Below are 13,799 nucleotides of genomic sequence, written 5' to 3'. Positions count from 1 at the left end.
CCGAAACGAACCCCGGCCTCGGGACAGCACACCGGTTGCTGTCGCACCGCCCATGTGTCGGCGCTGTGAACGCAACTTCGCAACGGTGCTAGTCGGTCTTGTGAAAAGGTTTGCGAAGGGGGATTCCGTGTCGGTGCGGTTCACGCGGCCGGGTACCTTGGGTCAATGTTCTCGAAAGTCTTGGTTGCCAACCGTGGCGAGATCGCCATCCGCGCCTTCCGTGCGGCCTACGAACTCGGCATCGGGACGGTCGCCGTGTTCCCCTACGAGGACCGTAATTCGGTCCATCGGTTGAAGGCGGCGGAGTCGTACCAGATCGGCGAGCCCGGCCATCCGGTGCGGGCCTACCTGTCGATCGAGGCGATCATCGAGGCGGCCAAGTCGGCGGGCGCGGACGCGATCTACCCGGGATACGGGTTCTTGTCGGAGAACCCGGATCTGGCGGCGGCGTGCGCCCGCGAGGGCATCACCTTCATCGGGCCGTCGGCCGAGGTGCTCGAACTGGCGGGTAACAAGGCGCGGGCGATCGAGGCGGCCAAGGCTGCCGGGCTGCCGGTGTTGCGTTCGAGCGCACCGTCGTCGGACGTGGAGGAGTTGCTGGCCGCGGCACGGGAGCTGGAATACCCCATCTTCGTGAAGGCGGTGGCCGGCGGCGGCGGGCGCGGGATGCGCCGGGTCGCCGCGCCCGAACAGCTGCGCGAGTCGATCGAGGCGGCGTCGCGGGAGGCGGAGTCGGCGTTCGGCGACCCGACGGTGTTCCTGGAACAGGCGGTGGTGAACCCCCGCCACATCGAGGTGCAGATCCTGGCTGATCAGCACGGGAACGTGATGCACCTGTTCGAGCGGGACTGCTCGGTGCAGCGCCGCCACCAGAAGGTGATCGAGCTGGCGCCCGCGCCCAATCTGGACCCCGCACTGCGAGAACGGATCTGCGCAGACGCGGTCGCCTTCGCCCGGCAGATCGGCTATTCGTGCGCGGGCACCGTCGAGTTCCTGCTCGATGAGCGCGGCAACCACGTCTTCATCGAGATGAACCCGCGCATCCAGGTGGAGCACACGGTGACCGAGGAGATCACCGACGTGGACCTGGTGCAGTCGCAGCTGCGCATCGCGGCGGGGGAGACGCTCGAGCAACTCGGTCTCAGCCAGGACGCCGTGACCATCCGGGGAGCGGCCTTGCAATGCCGGATCACCACCGAGGACCCGGCCAACGGATTCCGTCCCGACACCGGCCGGATCACCGCCTACCGCACACCGGGCGGCGCGGGCATCCGCCTGGACGGCGGCGCGAACCTGGGCGCCGAGATCGGCGCCTACTTCGACTCCATGCTGGTCAAGCTCACCTGCCGGGGCCGTGACTTCGGTACGGCGGTGGCGCGGGCGAGCCGGGCGCTGGCCGAGTTCCGGATTCGCGGCGTCGCCACGAACATTCCCTTCCTGCTGGCGGTGCTGGACGATCCGGACTTCAGGGCGGGCCGGGTCACCACCTCGTTCATCGACGAGCGTCCGCAGCTGCTGACCTTGCGCCGGTCCGCGGACCGCGGCACCAAGATCCTCGACTACCTGGCCGACATCACGGTGAACAAGCCGCACGGCGATCGGCCGACCACGGTGTACCCGCACGACAAGTTGCCCGCGATCGATCTGAGCGTGCCGCCGCCGGACGGCTCGCGGCAGCGGCTGCTGCGGCTGGGTCCGGAGGGTTTCGCGCGGGCGTTGCGTGAGCAGAAGGCGGTCGGCGTCACCGACACCACCTTCCGCGACGCGCACCAATCGCTGCTGGCCACCCGGGTGCGCACCAACGGTCTGCTGGGCGTGGCGGGGCATGTGGCGCGATTGACTCCGGAGTTGCTGTCGATCGAGGCGTGGGGCGGAGCGACCTACGACGTGGGGCTGCGGTTCCTGTACGAGGACCCGTGGGAGCGGCTGGCGGCGTTGCGTGAGGCGATCCCGAACATCTGCTTGCAGATGCTGCTGCGCGGCCGCAACACCGTCGGCTACACCCCGTATCCGGAGGCGGTGACCCGCGCGTTCGTCTCGGAGGCGACCGCCACGGGTATCGACATCTTCCGTATCTTCGACGCGCTCAACAATGTCGACCAGATGCGTCCGGCCATCGATGCGGTCCGCGAGACCGGCACCGCGATCGCGGAGGTCGCGATCAGCTACACCGGGGATCTGTCGAATCCGGACGAGTCGCTCTACACCCTGGACTACTACCTCAAGCTGGCCGAGCAGATCGTCGACGCGGGCGCGCACGTGCTCGCGATCAAGGACATGGCGGGTCTGCTGCGCGCCCCGGCCGCGACCACGCTGGTCACCGCGTTGCGCAGCAATTTCGATCTGCCGGTGCACGTGCACACCCACGACACCCCGGGCGGGCAGCTGGCCACTTATCTTGCCGCGTGGCAGGCCGGCGCCGACGCCGTGGACGGGGCGAGCGCCGCGATGGCGGGCACCACCAGCCAGCCCGCGCTCTCGGCGATCGTCGCCGCGGCGGCGCACAGCGAGTACGACACCGGGTTGAACCTGCAGAACGTGTGCGACCTGGAACCGTACTGGGAGGCGCTGCGGAAGGTGTACGCGCCGTTCGAGTCCGGGCTGCCCGCACCCACCGGTCGCGTCTACACCCATGAGATCCCCGGCGGGCAGTTGTCGAACCTGCGTCAGCAGGCCATCGCGCTCGGGTTGGGCGACAGGTTCGAGGAGGTGGAGGCGAAATACGCCGCCGCCGACCGGCTGCTCGGCCGCTTGGTGAAGGTCACCCCGTCCTCGAAGGTCGTCGGTGACCTGGCGCTGGCGCTGGTCGGCACCGGTGTCGAGGTCGAGGATTTCGCCTCCGACCCGGGCCGCTACGACATCCCGGATTCGGTGATCGGTTTCCTGCGCGGGGAACTCGGCACACCCGCGGGCGGCTGGCCCGAACCGTTCCGCACCAAGGCTCTGGCCGGGCGCGGCGCGGCCAAGCCCGAGACACCGTTGACGCCCGCGGACGAGAAGGGCCTGTCCGGCAGCTCCGAGGAGCGGCGGGCGACGTTGAACCGGTTGCTGTTCCCCGGCCCCACCGCCGAATTCCTCGCCCACCGGGAGAAGTACGGCGATACCTCCGGGTTGTCGGCCAACCAGTTCTTCTACGGGCTGCGCCGCGGCGAGGAACACCGGGTGCAGTTGGAGAAGGGCGTTACCCTGCTCATCGGTCTGGAAGCGATCTCCGAGCCCGACGAGCGCGGTATGCGCACGGTGATGTGCATCCTCAACGGGCAGCTGCGGCCGGTCTCGGTGCGTGACCGGTCGATCGCCAGCGAGATCCCCGCGGCGGAGAAAGCCGATAAGGCCAACCCGGGCCACGTCGCGGCGCCGTTCGCCGGTGTCGTCACTCTCGCGGTATCCGAAGGCGATTCGGTCGCGGCGGGCGACACCATCGGCACCATCGAGGCCATGAAGATGGAAGCCGCGATCACCGCGCCACGCGCGGGCATCGTCGGCCGCGTCGCCATCGGCTCCGTGCAGCAGGTCGAAGGCGGTGACCTGCTCATCGAACTGGCGGTGCGGGAGTCGTCCGCCGGATGACGAGGATCGTCGCGGGCGCGGCGGGCGGGCGGCGTCTCCGGGTGCCGCCGTCCGGCACCCGCCCGACCTCCGATCGCGTCCGGGAGGCGCTGTTCAGCGCGTTGGACGCCCGGTTGGACTTCGCGGGCGCGCGCGTCCTCGACTTGTACGCGGGTTCCGGCGCGCTCGGGCTGGAGGCGCTGTCGCGCGGCGCCGAGCACGCGTTGCTCGTCGAATCCGACCGGAAGGCGGCGGCCGTGGTTCGCGGCAATATCGCCGACCTCGGGCTGCCCGGCGCCGAATTGCGGGTCGCGACGGTGGCCAGTGTGCTGCAACTGGGCGGGGCGGGCGGCTTCGACGTGGTTTTCTCGGACCCGCCGTACGCGGTGGACAACGCCGCGGTGCTGGCCGACCTGAGCGCGCTGGCCGAGCGCGGTTGGCTGCGTCCAGGGGCGGTGGTCGTGCTGGAGCGTTCGGCGCGTTCGCCCGAAATCGCCTGGCCCGCAGGCTTCGTCCCGGCCAAGTCGCGCCGGTACGGCGAAACCCGCATCGAGCTGGCGGAGTTCGATCCGGACGAATAGGCGCGCGTGCGGCCACTCGTGCCCGGCCGCGTGCGTCCTGCTAGCGTCGCCTCATGGCAGGAGCACTGTGCCCCGGGTCGTTCGACCCCGTGACCTACGGACACCTCGACGTCTTCACCCGGGCGGCGGCCCAGTTCGACGAGGTCGTCATCACCGTCATGATCAACCCGAAGAAGCAGGGCATGTTCACCGTCGACGAGCGCATCGAGATGCTGCGCGAGTCGACCGCGCACCTGGGCAACGTCCGGGTGGAGTCGTGGCAGGGGCTGCTGGTGGACTTCGCCCGCGAGCAGGGCATCACCGCCATCGTGAAGGGTCTGCGCGACGCGGGCGACTTCGGCTATGAACTGCAGATGGCGCAGATGAACAAGAAGCTCTCCGGCGTGGACACCTTTTTCATAGCCACCAACCCGTCGTTCAGCTTCCTGTCCAGCTCACTGGTCAAGGAGGTCGCCGCCTACGGCGGCGACGTCGCCGACATGCTGCCCCCCTCGGTACACAAGCGCCTCCTCGACCGCCTGGCCGAACGCAAAAGCTGACAAACGCAACCGCGAATCCGCCTAGAACACCAAACCGCGTAGGGCCAGGAAACGCATCCCGCCGACCGCGGCGGTGATCGCCAGGATCGCGACGGCCTGGGCGGTGTCCCCGAGTCCGGGAGCCCACAGACCCAGGGCGGCCAGCCCCGCTGTGGTGACGCCGAGTCCGACCAACGCGAGCCCGCCGCCTTCCCATTGCGCGGTGAACCAGCCGACCCGTTCCGCGGCGTGGAAGGTGAGCTGACGGTGCAGCTCGTTGGCGATCACGGTGCTCACGATCGAGCCGGCGACGTTGGCGATCAGCGGTCCGACGCCGTGCATGGCGAAGAACAACAGGACGTACGCGATATTGCTGGAGCCGCCGACCAGCGCGAAACGGATCAGCTGGGCGAAGGCGCGATCGCCGCGCAGGTACCGGGTGAGCCGACCGAACCCGGTCGCCACGGAGGTCCTCGGCAGTGCCGGATAGGGGCCGACCCACGGCACGAAGAAGCTGGTGGCGCTCACTCCTCCGGGTCGCGGCAGTTCCAGTAGGGTCATCGTCTTTCCGATCGAACACAAGCCCTCGGCAGGGACAACGGCGAGAGTGCTCGCGTGCTTCCCCCGTCGACTCTTGGCAGGTTCCGTTCGTAGCGCATATTCGGCAATCGCTGACGTGTCGGCGCCTGTCAACATTCGACGGCGGGTTGTCCTTACCTCCGGCTTCCTTGTCCGCGATCCGGGGAACGCGGTAGGTGCTGAAGATCTTGGTCGACCTTCCAAGAAAATGTAACACGAAGCGGAGAGGAGATCTCCACTTGATTTTGTGGCGTGCGAGACACTGGCACGACACACCGGAAAGGGACTCGGCACGAGCCGTGACGAGGGGCACACTGGGCGTCGGCGGAGATTTCGCCGTGAGTCCGCAGGAGGGTAGTGAGCATGTATCGCGTTTTCGAAGCGCTCGATGAACTGGTCGCCATCGTCGAAGAGGCGCGCGGCATCCCCCCGACCCGCAGTTGCATCGTGCCGCGCGGCGACGTGCTGGAATTACTCGACGACGTCCGCGACGCGCTGCCCGGCGAACTCGACGACGCCCAGGACGTGCTCGACCATCGCGACAAGATCGTCTCCGATGCCAGGACCGCGGCCGAGACCGCCGTGACCGGGGCGAACGAGCAGGCCGAGCGCACCATCGGCGCGGCGCGCGAGGAAGCCGACCGCATCCTCGCCGACGCCAAGGCGCATGCCGATCGGATGGTCGCCGAGGCGAGCGCGCACGCCGATCACCTGGTGGCCTCCGCTCAGGAGGCGGCCGACCGGGTGGTGGCCGACGGCAACGCCGAATACGAGGCGGTGACCGGCCGGGCGCGGGTCGAGTCGGAGCGGATGATCGATGCGGGCAAGGCCGCCTACGACCGCTCCGTCGCCGACGGGCTCGCCGAGCAGGAGCGGCTGGTCACGCAGACCGAGGTGGTGCGGGCGGCGCACGCGGAATCGGCCAGGGTGATCGACGCCGCGCACGCCGAGGCGGATCGCCTGCGCGAGGAATGCGACCACTATGTCGACTCCCGGCTCGCCGATTTCGAGGAGACGCTGACCAGCACGCTGCGCACGGTCGGGCGGGGGCGTCATCAACTGCGCAGCGGGGCGGGTGCACCCGACTACGCCACGGAATTCCGCAGGTAGCGGGCCCGAGCGCGATGGGCCGCGTTTGGGCGTGGACCGCGTGATCGCGTATTGTTGAGTGGTTGCCCGTATCCCCTCGATCGTGAGTGAGTCCGTGATGTCCGCCGGTTCCGGTTCCGCGTCGCGTCCCCAATCGGCCAAGCGCCGGTCGCCGGACGCCGCTTTCGTGCTGGACACCCGCAGCCTCGGCCGCAGGCCGGGGACCATGCGCGAACTGCGCCGCACCGTCACCACCGAGGAGCGGATCGGTCTGGATCTGATCGGCGTTCCCGTGGGCGCGCGGCTGGAGTTCGATCTGCAGTTGCAGGCGGTGTCCGAGGGAGTGCTGGTCACGGGGACGGTCGAGGCGCCGATCGAAGGCGAGTGCTCGCGCTGCCTGGAGCCGTTCACCGACGCGGTCAGCCTGCGGCTGACCGAGCTGTTCGCCTATCCGGACAGCACCACCGAGCAGACCACCGAGGACGACGAGATCTATCGCATGGACGACGACCTCATCGATCTGGAACCGGTGGTGATCGACGCCGTCGGGCTGGAGTTGCCGCTGCAACCGCTGTGCACCCCGGATTGCGCGGGACTGTGCCCGGAATGCGGCGTACGGATGGCGATTGCGGGATCCGACCACCGGCATGAGATACTTGACCCTCGCTGGGCCGGACTGGCTGGATTTGCCTCCGAATCGCCCGGCAGCGGCAGCCCCGACGAGGGTGCGGCCGACCGAGACCACTGAGCAAGACCGATCAGCCGAACCGGCAGAGCAATTCAGACAGAGGAGAAGTAGTCGTGGCCGTTCCCAAGCGCCGGATGTCCCGTTCCAACACCAGGTCGCGGCGCAGCCAGTGGAAGGCCACCGCGCCGACCCTGATCACCTGCCCGAACCGCGCCTGCGGCGAGAAGACCCTGCCGCATATCGCCTGCCCGTCCTGCGGCACCTACAAGGGCCGCCAGGTCACGGCGGCGGTCTGATCGTCCGATCTGTCGTAGCGACGTGACCGACGAACCCGACTCGTCCGGTGAACACGCGAGCCTGCTCGCCGCGTTGGGCGTCGACGTGCAGCCGGATCTGCTGCGTCTCGCACTGACTCATCGGTCGTACGCGTACGAGAACGGCGGTCTGCCGACGAACGAGCGTCTCGAGTTCCTCGGCGACTCCGTGCTCGGGCTGAGCATCACCGAACGGCTGTATCACGAGCATCCCTCGAAGTCCGAGGGTGAGCTGGCCAAACTGCGCGCGAGCGTGGTGAATATGCGCGCGCTGGCGGAGGTCGCCCGTGGGCTCGGCGAGGGCGGGCTCGGTGCCCACCTCCTGCTCGGCAAGGGCGAGGAGCTCACCGGCGGCCGGGACAAGGAGAGCATCCTCGCCGACGGCATGGAGTCGTTGCTCGGCGCTGTGCATCTCGAGCACGGCATCGAAGTGGCTCGCGCCGTGGTGCTGCGGCTGTTCGCCGGGCTGCTCGAGCGCGGACCGCGGATGGGCGCGGGGCTGGACTGGAAGACGAGCCTGCAGGAACTCACCGCCGAGCGTGGTCTCGGCGTGCCCAGCTACGAGATCACCTCGACCGGGCCGGACCACGACAAGGAGTTCACCGCCACCACGGTGATCGGCGGCAGGGCCTACGGGCAGGGTGTCGGACGGTCGAAGAAGGAAGCCGAGCAGAAGGCCGCGGGGACCGCCTACGAGGCGCTGACCGCCGAAACCTGACGTGCCCGAACTTCCCGAGGTCGAGGTCGTGCGGCGCGGGCTCGCCGAGCACGTGGTCGGCCGGATGATCGAATCGGTGGCGATCACCCATCCCCGCTCGGTGCGCCGCCATCTCGAAGGCGCCGCCGATCTCGCCGCACGGCTGACCGGCCTGAAGGTCGAGTCGGCCGAGCGGCGCGGCAAATTCCTCTGGCTCACCTTCGACGATCCGGAGACGGCGCTCGTCGTGCATCTCGGCATGAGCGGTCAGATGCTGGTCCGGCCCGCGGAAGCGCCGCTGGAGAAGCACGCCCACATCCGCGCCACCTTCGGCGACGGCACCCAGCTGCGCTTCGTCGACCAGCGCACCTTCGGTGGCTGGGCGCTCGCGCCGCTGGTCGAGGTGGACGGCACCCTGGTGCCCGAGCCGGTCGCGCACATCGCTCGCGATCCGCTGGATCCGCGTTTCGACGCCGAATCCGTGGTCGCCGTCATCCGGGGCAAGCAGAGTGAGATCAAGCGCGTGCTGCTCGACCAAGGCGTGGTCTCCGGCATCGGCAACATCTACGCCGACGAGGCGCTGTGGCGGGCCGGGATCCACGGGGGACGGACCGCCTCCGGCCTGTCCAGACCCGCGGTGCGCGGGTTGCTCGCCGAAGTCGGCATTGTGATGGGCGAAGCGCTCGCCGCGGGCGGTACGTCGTTCGACGCACTCTATGTGAACGTCAACGGCCAGTCGGGCTACTTCGAACGCTCCCTGGCCGTATACGGTCGGGAGCACGAGCCGTGTCGCCGGTGTGGTGCGCCGATCATCCGCGAGCGGTTCATGAACCGCTCGTCCTACTCCTGCCCGCGCTGCCAGCCGAAGCCTCGTCGTCGTTAGCGCGGGCGAGCTACCGTTTTCTCAGGGCGGTTCGGAATGTCAGCCGACCGTGAGGAAGGGAAGCATGCGCAAGCTCACCTATTACGTCGCGTCGACGATTGACGGTTTCATCGCCACCGAGGACGGCTCGGTCGACTTCTTCCCGGTCGGCGGCGACCACGGTCCCTCGATCAACGCGCAGTATCCCGAGACGCTGCCGACCAAGGTGCGCGAGGCGATCGGGTTGGAGGAGCGCAATCGCTACTTCGACACGGTGCTGATGGGACGCAAGACGCACGACTTCGGCGTCCGCACCGGCACCTCCACTCCCTACGCGCATCTGCGGCAATTCGTCGTCTCGACCACCCTGCCCGAGAGTCCCGACGCGGCCGTGGAGCTGATCTCGGAGAACCCGATCGAGAAGGTTCGCGCACTCAAGCGGGAGAGCGGGCTGGGTATCTGGTTGTGCGGCGGCGGGGAACTGGCGCAGGCGCTGCTGCCGGAGATCGACCAGATCTTCCTCAAGCTCTACCCCATCGTGCTCGGCAGCGGCCGTGCGCTGTTCGGCGCCGGGTCGCGGCTGCCGGAACCGGCCAAGTTCCGGGTGATCACCAGCACGGTGTTCGAGGACGGGGTGGCCTTCGTCAAATACAGCCGGGTGCACTGACCCGGTGCCCGGTCAGGAATCGAGCGGGATGCCGGACGCCGCCGCGGCTCCCGGTCCGGAAGCGGCGCTGCGGGAGATCGGCTTCTGGCTGGAGCGCTCCCGGGCGGAGACCCACCGGGTGAAGGCCTACCGGCGCGCCGCCGACGTCGTCGCGGCGTTGTCCGCCGACGAGCGCGAGGCGCGCCGGGCGGCAGGCACTTGGACCGAGCTGGCCGGCATCGGGCCCAAGACCGCCGCCGTCATCGAGCAGGCGTACGCGGGCGTGGTGCCGCGGTACCTGGTCGAGTTGCGGGCGGCCGCGCAGCCGATCGGGGCGCCGGGCAAGCCGTTGCGCGAGCGCCTGCGCGGCGATCTGCACACCCACTCGAACTGGTCCGACGGCGGCAGCCCGATCGAGGAGATGATGCGGGTCGCGGCCGCGCTCGGGCACGAGTATTGCGCCCTGACCGACCATTCCCCGCGCCTGACCGTGGCCAACGGCCTGTCCGCCGACCGGTTGCGCAGGCAGCTGGACGTGGTGGCCGAGCTCAACGACCGGATGGCGCCGTTCCGCATCCTGACCGGCATCGAGGTGGACATCCTCGACGATGGCACCCTCGATCAGCGGGCGGATCTGCTCGCCCGGTTGGACGTCGTCGTGGCCAGCGTGCATTCGCGTCTGCGCGACGACAGCGCGACCATGACCAAGCGCATGGCGTACGCGGTCGCCGATCCCAACGTCGACGTGCTCGGTCACTGCACCGGCCGCCTGGTCACGGGGGGACGCGGCACCAGGCCGGAGTCGACGTTCGACGCCGAGGTGGTGTTCGAGGCGTGCCGCACCTACGGCACCGCCGTGGAGATCAACAGCAGGCCCGAACGACTGGATCCGCCTTCGCGATTGCTGCGCCTGGCCGCCGAGATGGGTTGTCACTTCTCGATCGACACCGACGCGCACGCACCCGGCCAACTCGACTGGCAGGGGTACGGTTGCGAGCGCGCGCTCGCGAACGGCGTCGCGGCGGAACGGGTGATCAACACCTGGCCGCTGGCGGATCTGCTGGCGTGGACTCGCGCGCAAGCGTGACCGTCGGGTTAACTATTGCCGAACAATACGACTTCGCCTGTGTCCGAAGGCTATTGCGGCACAGAATGAGGGTCACACGAATCGCTAGGGGTGGGATCAACTGGTGGGCGACTTTCCGCTCGAAATCGTACTCGCGCTCATCGGTATCGCGGTGCCCATCGGCGCGTTCCTATGGGAGTTCGTCTTCGCCGGCCGCAGGCGCCTGGGCTATCGGGTGCAGATGGATACGCCGGTCACCGGTGAGATCGAGTCGGTGTTCCCCGGTGTGCTCCCGCAACTGCGCCCCTCGCTCGACGGCGCCAGTCCGGACCTGAAGGACATCTCGGTCGTTCTGGTGCGCGTCGAGAACAGCGGCATCACGACCATCGACAGCCACGACTACAAAGCGCCGGAAGCCGCGCGGATCGGCCTGCATCTGCGTTTTCCGCAGCGCCGCGTGATCGGCATGGCGGTGAACGAACTCAGCGATCCCGCGTTGGCCGACAACCTCGACCCCGATTCCGGCATCGCGGTGCGCGAGGACACCGGCGGGCACATCGGTGTGATCGACCTGCCGAAGGTGCCGCTCGCCCCCGGCGATCACTACAAGATTCTCGCGATCCTGCAGCGCTCGGAGGGCGTGGGCGAATACCCGCCGCCGACGTTGCGCGGCGGCATCAAAGGCGGCCGGATCACCGAGACCCGCAGCCGCACCGGCGTTTCCCTGATGATGGTCGCGCTCACGGTCTTCTTGGTGCTGGTGATCGTCGTCCAGTTGGTGGTGTCCGCGCTGGAGCCGTCGCCGACGCCGCTCGAGTGCGCCTCAGGCAAACTGACCGTGATCGGGTCCTCGGCGTTCGCCCAGGTGATCGAAGACGCCGCCGAGCAGTATCGGAAGAGCTGCACCGGCGCCGACTTCAGCTACGGCTTCGAAGGATCCGAGCGCGGACTGGACCGGCTCGCCGAAGAAGGCGCGGGCAATCCCGGGTTGCTCGCCGTCACCGACGGTGCGAAGGGCGGCGGCTATCCGACACTGGTGCACCGGCCGCTGGCGTTGTCGCTGTTCACCATGATCGCGCATCCCGGCGTCGGCGTCCGCGATCTCACCGTCGCCCAGATCCAGGATCTGTTCCGGGGCAGGATCGGCAACTGGCGCGAGGTGGGCGGTCCGGACTTGCCAGTCGTGCTGGTCAACCGCATACCCGGCTCGGGCACGCGCACCATCTTCGAACGCAGGCTGCTCGGCGGCACGCAGCCGGAGCGCCCGCACGTGAGCTGCACGGCGTTGAAGGGCACGGTCGTCACCGCGCCCGCGCAGTGCGAGGTGCAGGTCACCGCCGACATGCGCAAAGCGGTGGCCGAAATACCAGGCGCCATCGGCTATTCGGAATTCTCCGAGGCCGTCGGAGCCGGTCTGCCGACCATCGCGATCGAGGGCGTCGGCGCGAGCCGGGACGCCGCCGTGCGGCGCGCCTATCCCTTGTGGGGCGTCGAGTACGCCTACAGCAACGGCGAGTTGCCCGGTGGGTCGCTCGCCGCGAGCTTCCTGCACTTCCTGACCGATCGGACCGGCAAAGAGGTGCTGCGCGCGCACGGCAACGCGCCGTGTGCCGACCTGCCCGATCCCGGTCGCTGCCTGCCGGATCAGTGACCCCGGACGTCGTTCCCATGGCCCGGCGGACAACGCGGGGCCACCGGACTACCCATCGGTAGCCGAACGAACGCTGCGGGAGGGGATTTTTCCCGAACCGTTTGGTTTGAACGGCACCCCCTGAGGTACCTCCCACTCGGCCCCCCTGATCATGCCGACCGCGTGACCAGGCCAACCAAGCCCCATGGACGGCGGTGCAGCTAGGTCTTCACCTCCGCCGCGGGGGCCACTTAGTTCAGTTCGGCGCCCGGTACTCCGAGTGCTGGGTGAATGCGAGTGCTACTTGGTTGTCCCTGGAAGGAGGGTCATGAGCGCGCTTTCCGTGCCGATTTCCGCGCAGGCGTCGTCCGATCTGGAGATGCCGTCGTCCGACTACTTGTCGACAGATCGTTCCAGCGGCCCATTTCGCATCGCGATGGTCGTGCCACCGTACTTCGACGTCCCGCCCAAGGCATACGGCGGCGTCGAGGCCGTGGTGGCCGATCTGGTCGACGCGCTGGTGGCTCGCGGCCACGACGTCACGCTGTTGGGCGCGGGGGAGCCGGGGACGAAGGCCAAGTTCGTGCCGGTGTGGGACCGGGCGCTGCCCGAACGCCTCGGAGAGCCGTTTCCCGAGGTCGTGCACGCGTTGCGGGTGCGCCGCGCGATCGAGAACCTCGCGGCCACTTCCGGTGTGGACCTGGTGCACGACCACACGTTCGCGGGGCCGCTCAACGCGACCGTCTTCCAGAACATGGGCCTTCCGACGGTTCTGACCGTCCACGGGCCGGTGGAGGACGATATCTACCGCTACTACCAAGATCTGGGCGACGAGGTCGCCTTGGTGGCGATCAGCGACCGCCAGCGCGAGCTCGCGCAGGGTCTCAACTGGTCCGGACGGGTGCACAACGCACTGCACGTCGACGATTGGCCGTTTCGCGTCGAGAAGGACGACTACGCGCTGTTCCTCGGGCGGTTCAACGAGTGCAAGGCCCCGCACTTGGCGCTGGAAGCCGCGCACGCCGCTGGTATCCCGCTGGTGCTGGCCGGCAAGTGCAGCGAGCGTCCCGAGCAGGCCTATTTCGAGGAGAAGGTGCGGCCGCTGCTGACGGAAAACGATCACGTGTTCGGTCTCGCCGACGCGACGGCCAAGCGTAAGCTGCTTGCGAATGCGCGTTGCCTGTTGTTCCCGATCCGCTGGGAGGAACCGTTCGGCATGGTGATGATCGAATCCATGGTCTGTGGCACGCCGGTGGTCGCGCTGCGCGGCGGGGCGGTGTCCGAGGTGATCGTCGACGGCGTAACCGGCCGGATCTGCGAGGATCCCGCCGAATTGCCCGCGGCCATCGAAGAGGTCAGGGCGCTGGATCCGTACGCCTGCCGGGCGCACGTGCAGGCCAAGTTCGGCTCCGACACGCTCGGTTTCGGGTACGAGCAGGTGTATCGCCGGGTCCTGCGCTCCAAGAAGCGGTCCGGCGCCGCGCCGCTCGACACCGCGGCGCCCGTGACCACGCCACTCGACGACCCGGCGCCCGCCTCGCCGATCCGGATCGCGGCGAGCGGCTTGGCGTGACCGATTC

Annotated in this window: 13 protein-coding genes; 12 read left to right on the top strand and 1 reads right to left on the bottom strand. The window is 68.7% G+C overall.

All coding sequences use genetic code 11. From position 1 onward, the window contains the following. Positions 1-165: 165 nt before the first annotated feature. The 3 genes from ACWEH3_RS07225 to coaD are packed head-to-tail and all read left to right on the top strand — an operon-like array spanning position 166 to position 4,669. Positions 166-3,570 carry a pyruvate carboxylase gene (locus tag ACWEH3_RS07225; RefSeq protein ID WP_450019467.1) on the top strand — a complete coding sequence of 1,135 codons (3,405 nt, stop codon included), beginning with the start codon at positions 166-168 and terminating at the stop codon, positions 3,568-3,570. After that, complete coding sequence (gene rsmD / locus ACWEH3_RS07220; protein WP_450019465.1) at positions 3,567-4,130, top strand: 16S rRNA (guanine(966)-N(2))-methyltransferase RsmD; 564 nt, start codon at positions 3,567-3,569, stop codon at positions 4,128-4,130. Before ACWEH3_RS07225 ends, rsmD begins: the two co-directional genes overlap by 4 nt. A 53-nt stretch (positions 4,131-4,183) precedes the next feature. Continuing rightward, positions 4,184-4,669, top strand: a complete 486-nt coding sequence (coaD, locus tag ACWEH3_RS07215) for a pantetheine-phosphate adenylyltransferase (protein ID WP_452358284.1) — start codon at positions 4,184-4,186, stop codon at positions 4,667-4,669. A gap of 21 nt (positions 4,670-4,690) precedes the next feature. Here coaD and ACWEH3_RS07210 read toward each other — a convergent pair whose 3' ends face one another. Beyond that, positions 4,691-5,209 (bottom strand): GtrA family protein, encoded by a 519-nt coding sequence (locus tag ACWEH3_RS07210; protein ID WP_450019461.1) that lies wholly within the window; start codon positions 5,207-5,209, stop codon positions 4,691-4,693. A 381-nt stretch (positions 5,210-5,590) separates the two neighbouring features. Here ACWEH3_RS07210 and ACWEH3_RS07205 point away from each other — a divergent pair, with 381 nt between their 5' ends. The 9 genes from ACWEH3_RS07205 (at position 5,591) to ACWEH3_RS07165 (ending at position 13,792) form a co-directional block, all read left to right on the top strand. Then, the gene (locus tag ACWEH3_RS07205; RefSeq protein ID WP_450019495.1) at positions 5,591-6,337 is read left to right on the top strand and encodes a DivIVA domain-containing protein; all 747 of its coding nucleotides are present in this window, start codon (positions 5,591-5,593) and stop codon (positions 6,335-6,337) included. 97 nt (positions 6,338-6,434) lie between these two features. After that, positions 6,435-7,064 (top strand): YceD family protein, encoded by a 630-nt coding sequence (locus ACWEH3_RS07200; RefSeq protein ID WP_450019493.1) that lies wholly within the window; start codon positions 6,435-6,437, stop codon positions 7,062-7,064. 53 nt (positions 7,065-7,117) lie between these two features. After that, positions 7,118-7,300, top strand: a complete 183-nt coding sequence (rpmF, locus tag ACWEH3_RS07195) for a 50S ribosomal protein L32 (protein WP_014987105.1) — start codon at positions 7,118-7,120, stop codon at positions 7,298-7,300. Positions 7,301-7,322: 22 nt separating this feature from the next. Next, entirely contained in the window at positions 7,323-8,036 is a 714-nt protein-coding gene (rnc, locus tag ACWEH3_RS07190; RefSeq protein WP_450019459.1) for a ribonuclease III, read from the top strand. Position 8,037: 1 nt separating this feature from the next. Beyond that, entirely contained in the window at positions 8,038-8,898 is an 861-nt protein-coding gene (gene mutM, locus ACWEH3_RS07185; RefSeq protein WP_450019457.1) for a bifunctional DNA-formamidopyrimidine glycosylase/DNA-(apurinic or apyrimidinic site) lyase, read from the top strand. A 64-nt stretch (positions 8,899-8,962) separates the two neighbouring features. Next, positions 8,963-9,544, top strand: a complete 582-nt coding sequence (locus ACWEH3_RS07180) for a dihydrofolate reductase family protein (protein WP_355069839.1) — start codon at positions 8,963-8,965, stop codon at positions 9,542-9,544. Positions 9,545-9,572: 28 nt separating this feature from the next. Then, entirely contained in the window at positions 9,573-10,610 is a 1,038-nt protein-coding gene (locus ACWEH3_RS07175; RefSeq protein ID WP_450019454.1) for a PHP domain-containing protein, read from the top strand. A 103-nt stretch (positions 10,611-10,713) separates the two neighbouring features. Then, entirely contained in the window at positions 10,714-12,240 is a 1,527-nt protein-coding gene (locus tag ACWEH3_RS07170; protein WP_450019452.1) for a PstS family phosphate ABC transporter substrate-binding protein, read from the top strand. A 358-nt stretch (positions 12,241-12,598) separates the two neighbouring features. Beyond that, positions 12,599-13,792, top strand: a complete 1,194-nt coding sequence (locus ACWEH3_RS07165; RefSeq protein WP_450019491.1) for a glycosyltransferase family 4 protein — start codon at positions 12,599-12,601, stop codon at positions 13,790-13,792. Positions 13,793-13,799: the final 7 nt, after the last annotated feature.

The organism is Nocardia sp. NPDC004718 (assembly GCF_053601535.1).
The sequence above is the reverse complement of the archived record's forward strand: the minus strand, read 5'-3'. Positions and strand labels throughout refer to the sequence as shown.

Bases quoted from the DNA above. Each gene is read 5' to 3' on its own strand.
- ACWEH3_RS07225 (WP_450019467.1), top strand. From the start codon at position 166: ATGTTCTCGAAAGTCTTGGTTGCCAACCGTGGCGAGATCGCCATCCGC.
- rsmD (WP_450019465.1), top strand. From the start codon at position 3,567: ATGACGAGGATCGTCGCGGGCGCGGCGGGCGGGCGGCGTCTCCGGGTG.
- coaD (WP_452358284.1), top strand. From the start codon at position 4,184: ATGGCAGGAGCACTGTGCCCCGGGTCGTTCGACCCCGTGACCTACGGA.
- ACWEH3_RS07210 (WP_450019461.1), bottom strand. From the start codon at position 5,209: ATGACCCTACTGGAACTGCCGCGACCCGGAGGAGTGAGCGCCACCAGC.
- ACWEH3_RS07205 (WP_450019495.1), top strand. From the start codon at position 5,591: ATGTATCGCGTTTTCGAAGCGCTCGATGAACTGGTCGCCATCGTCGAA.
- ACWEH3_RS07200 (WP_450019493.1), top strand. From the start codon at position 6,435: ATGTCCGCCGGTTCCGGTTCCGCGTCGCGTCCCCAATCGGCCAAGCGC.
- ACWEH3_RS07180 (WP_355069839.1), top strand. From the start codon at position 8,963: ATGCGCAAGCTCACCTATTACGTCGCGTCGACGATTGACGGTTTCATC.
- ACWEH3_RS07175 (WP_450019454.1), top strand. From the start codon at position 9,573: ATGCCGGACGCCGCCGCGGCTCCCGGTCCGGAAGCGGCGCTGCGGGAG.
- ACWEH3_RS07165 (WP_450019491.1), top strand. From the start codon at position 12,599: ATGCCGTCGTCCGACTACTTGTCGACAGATCGTTCCAGCGGCCCATTT.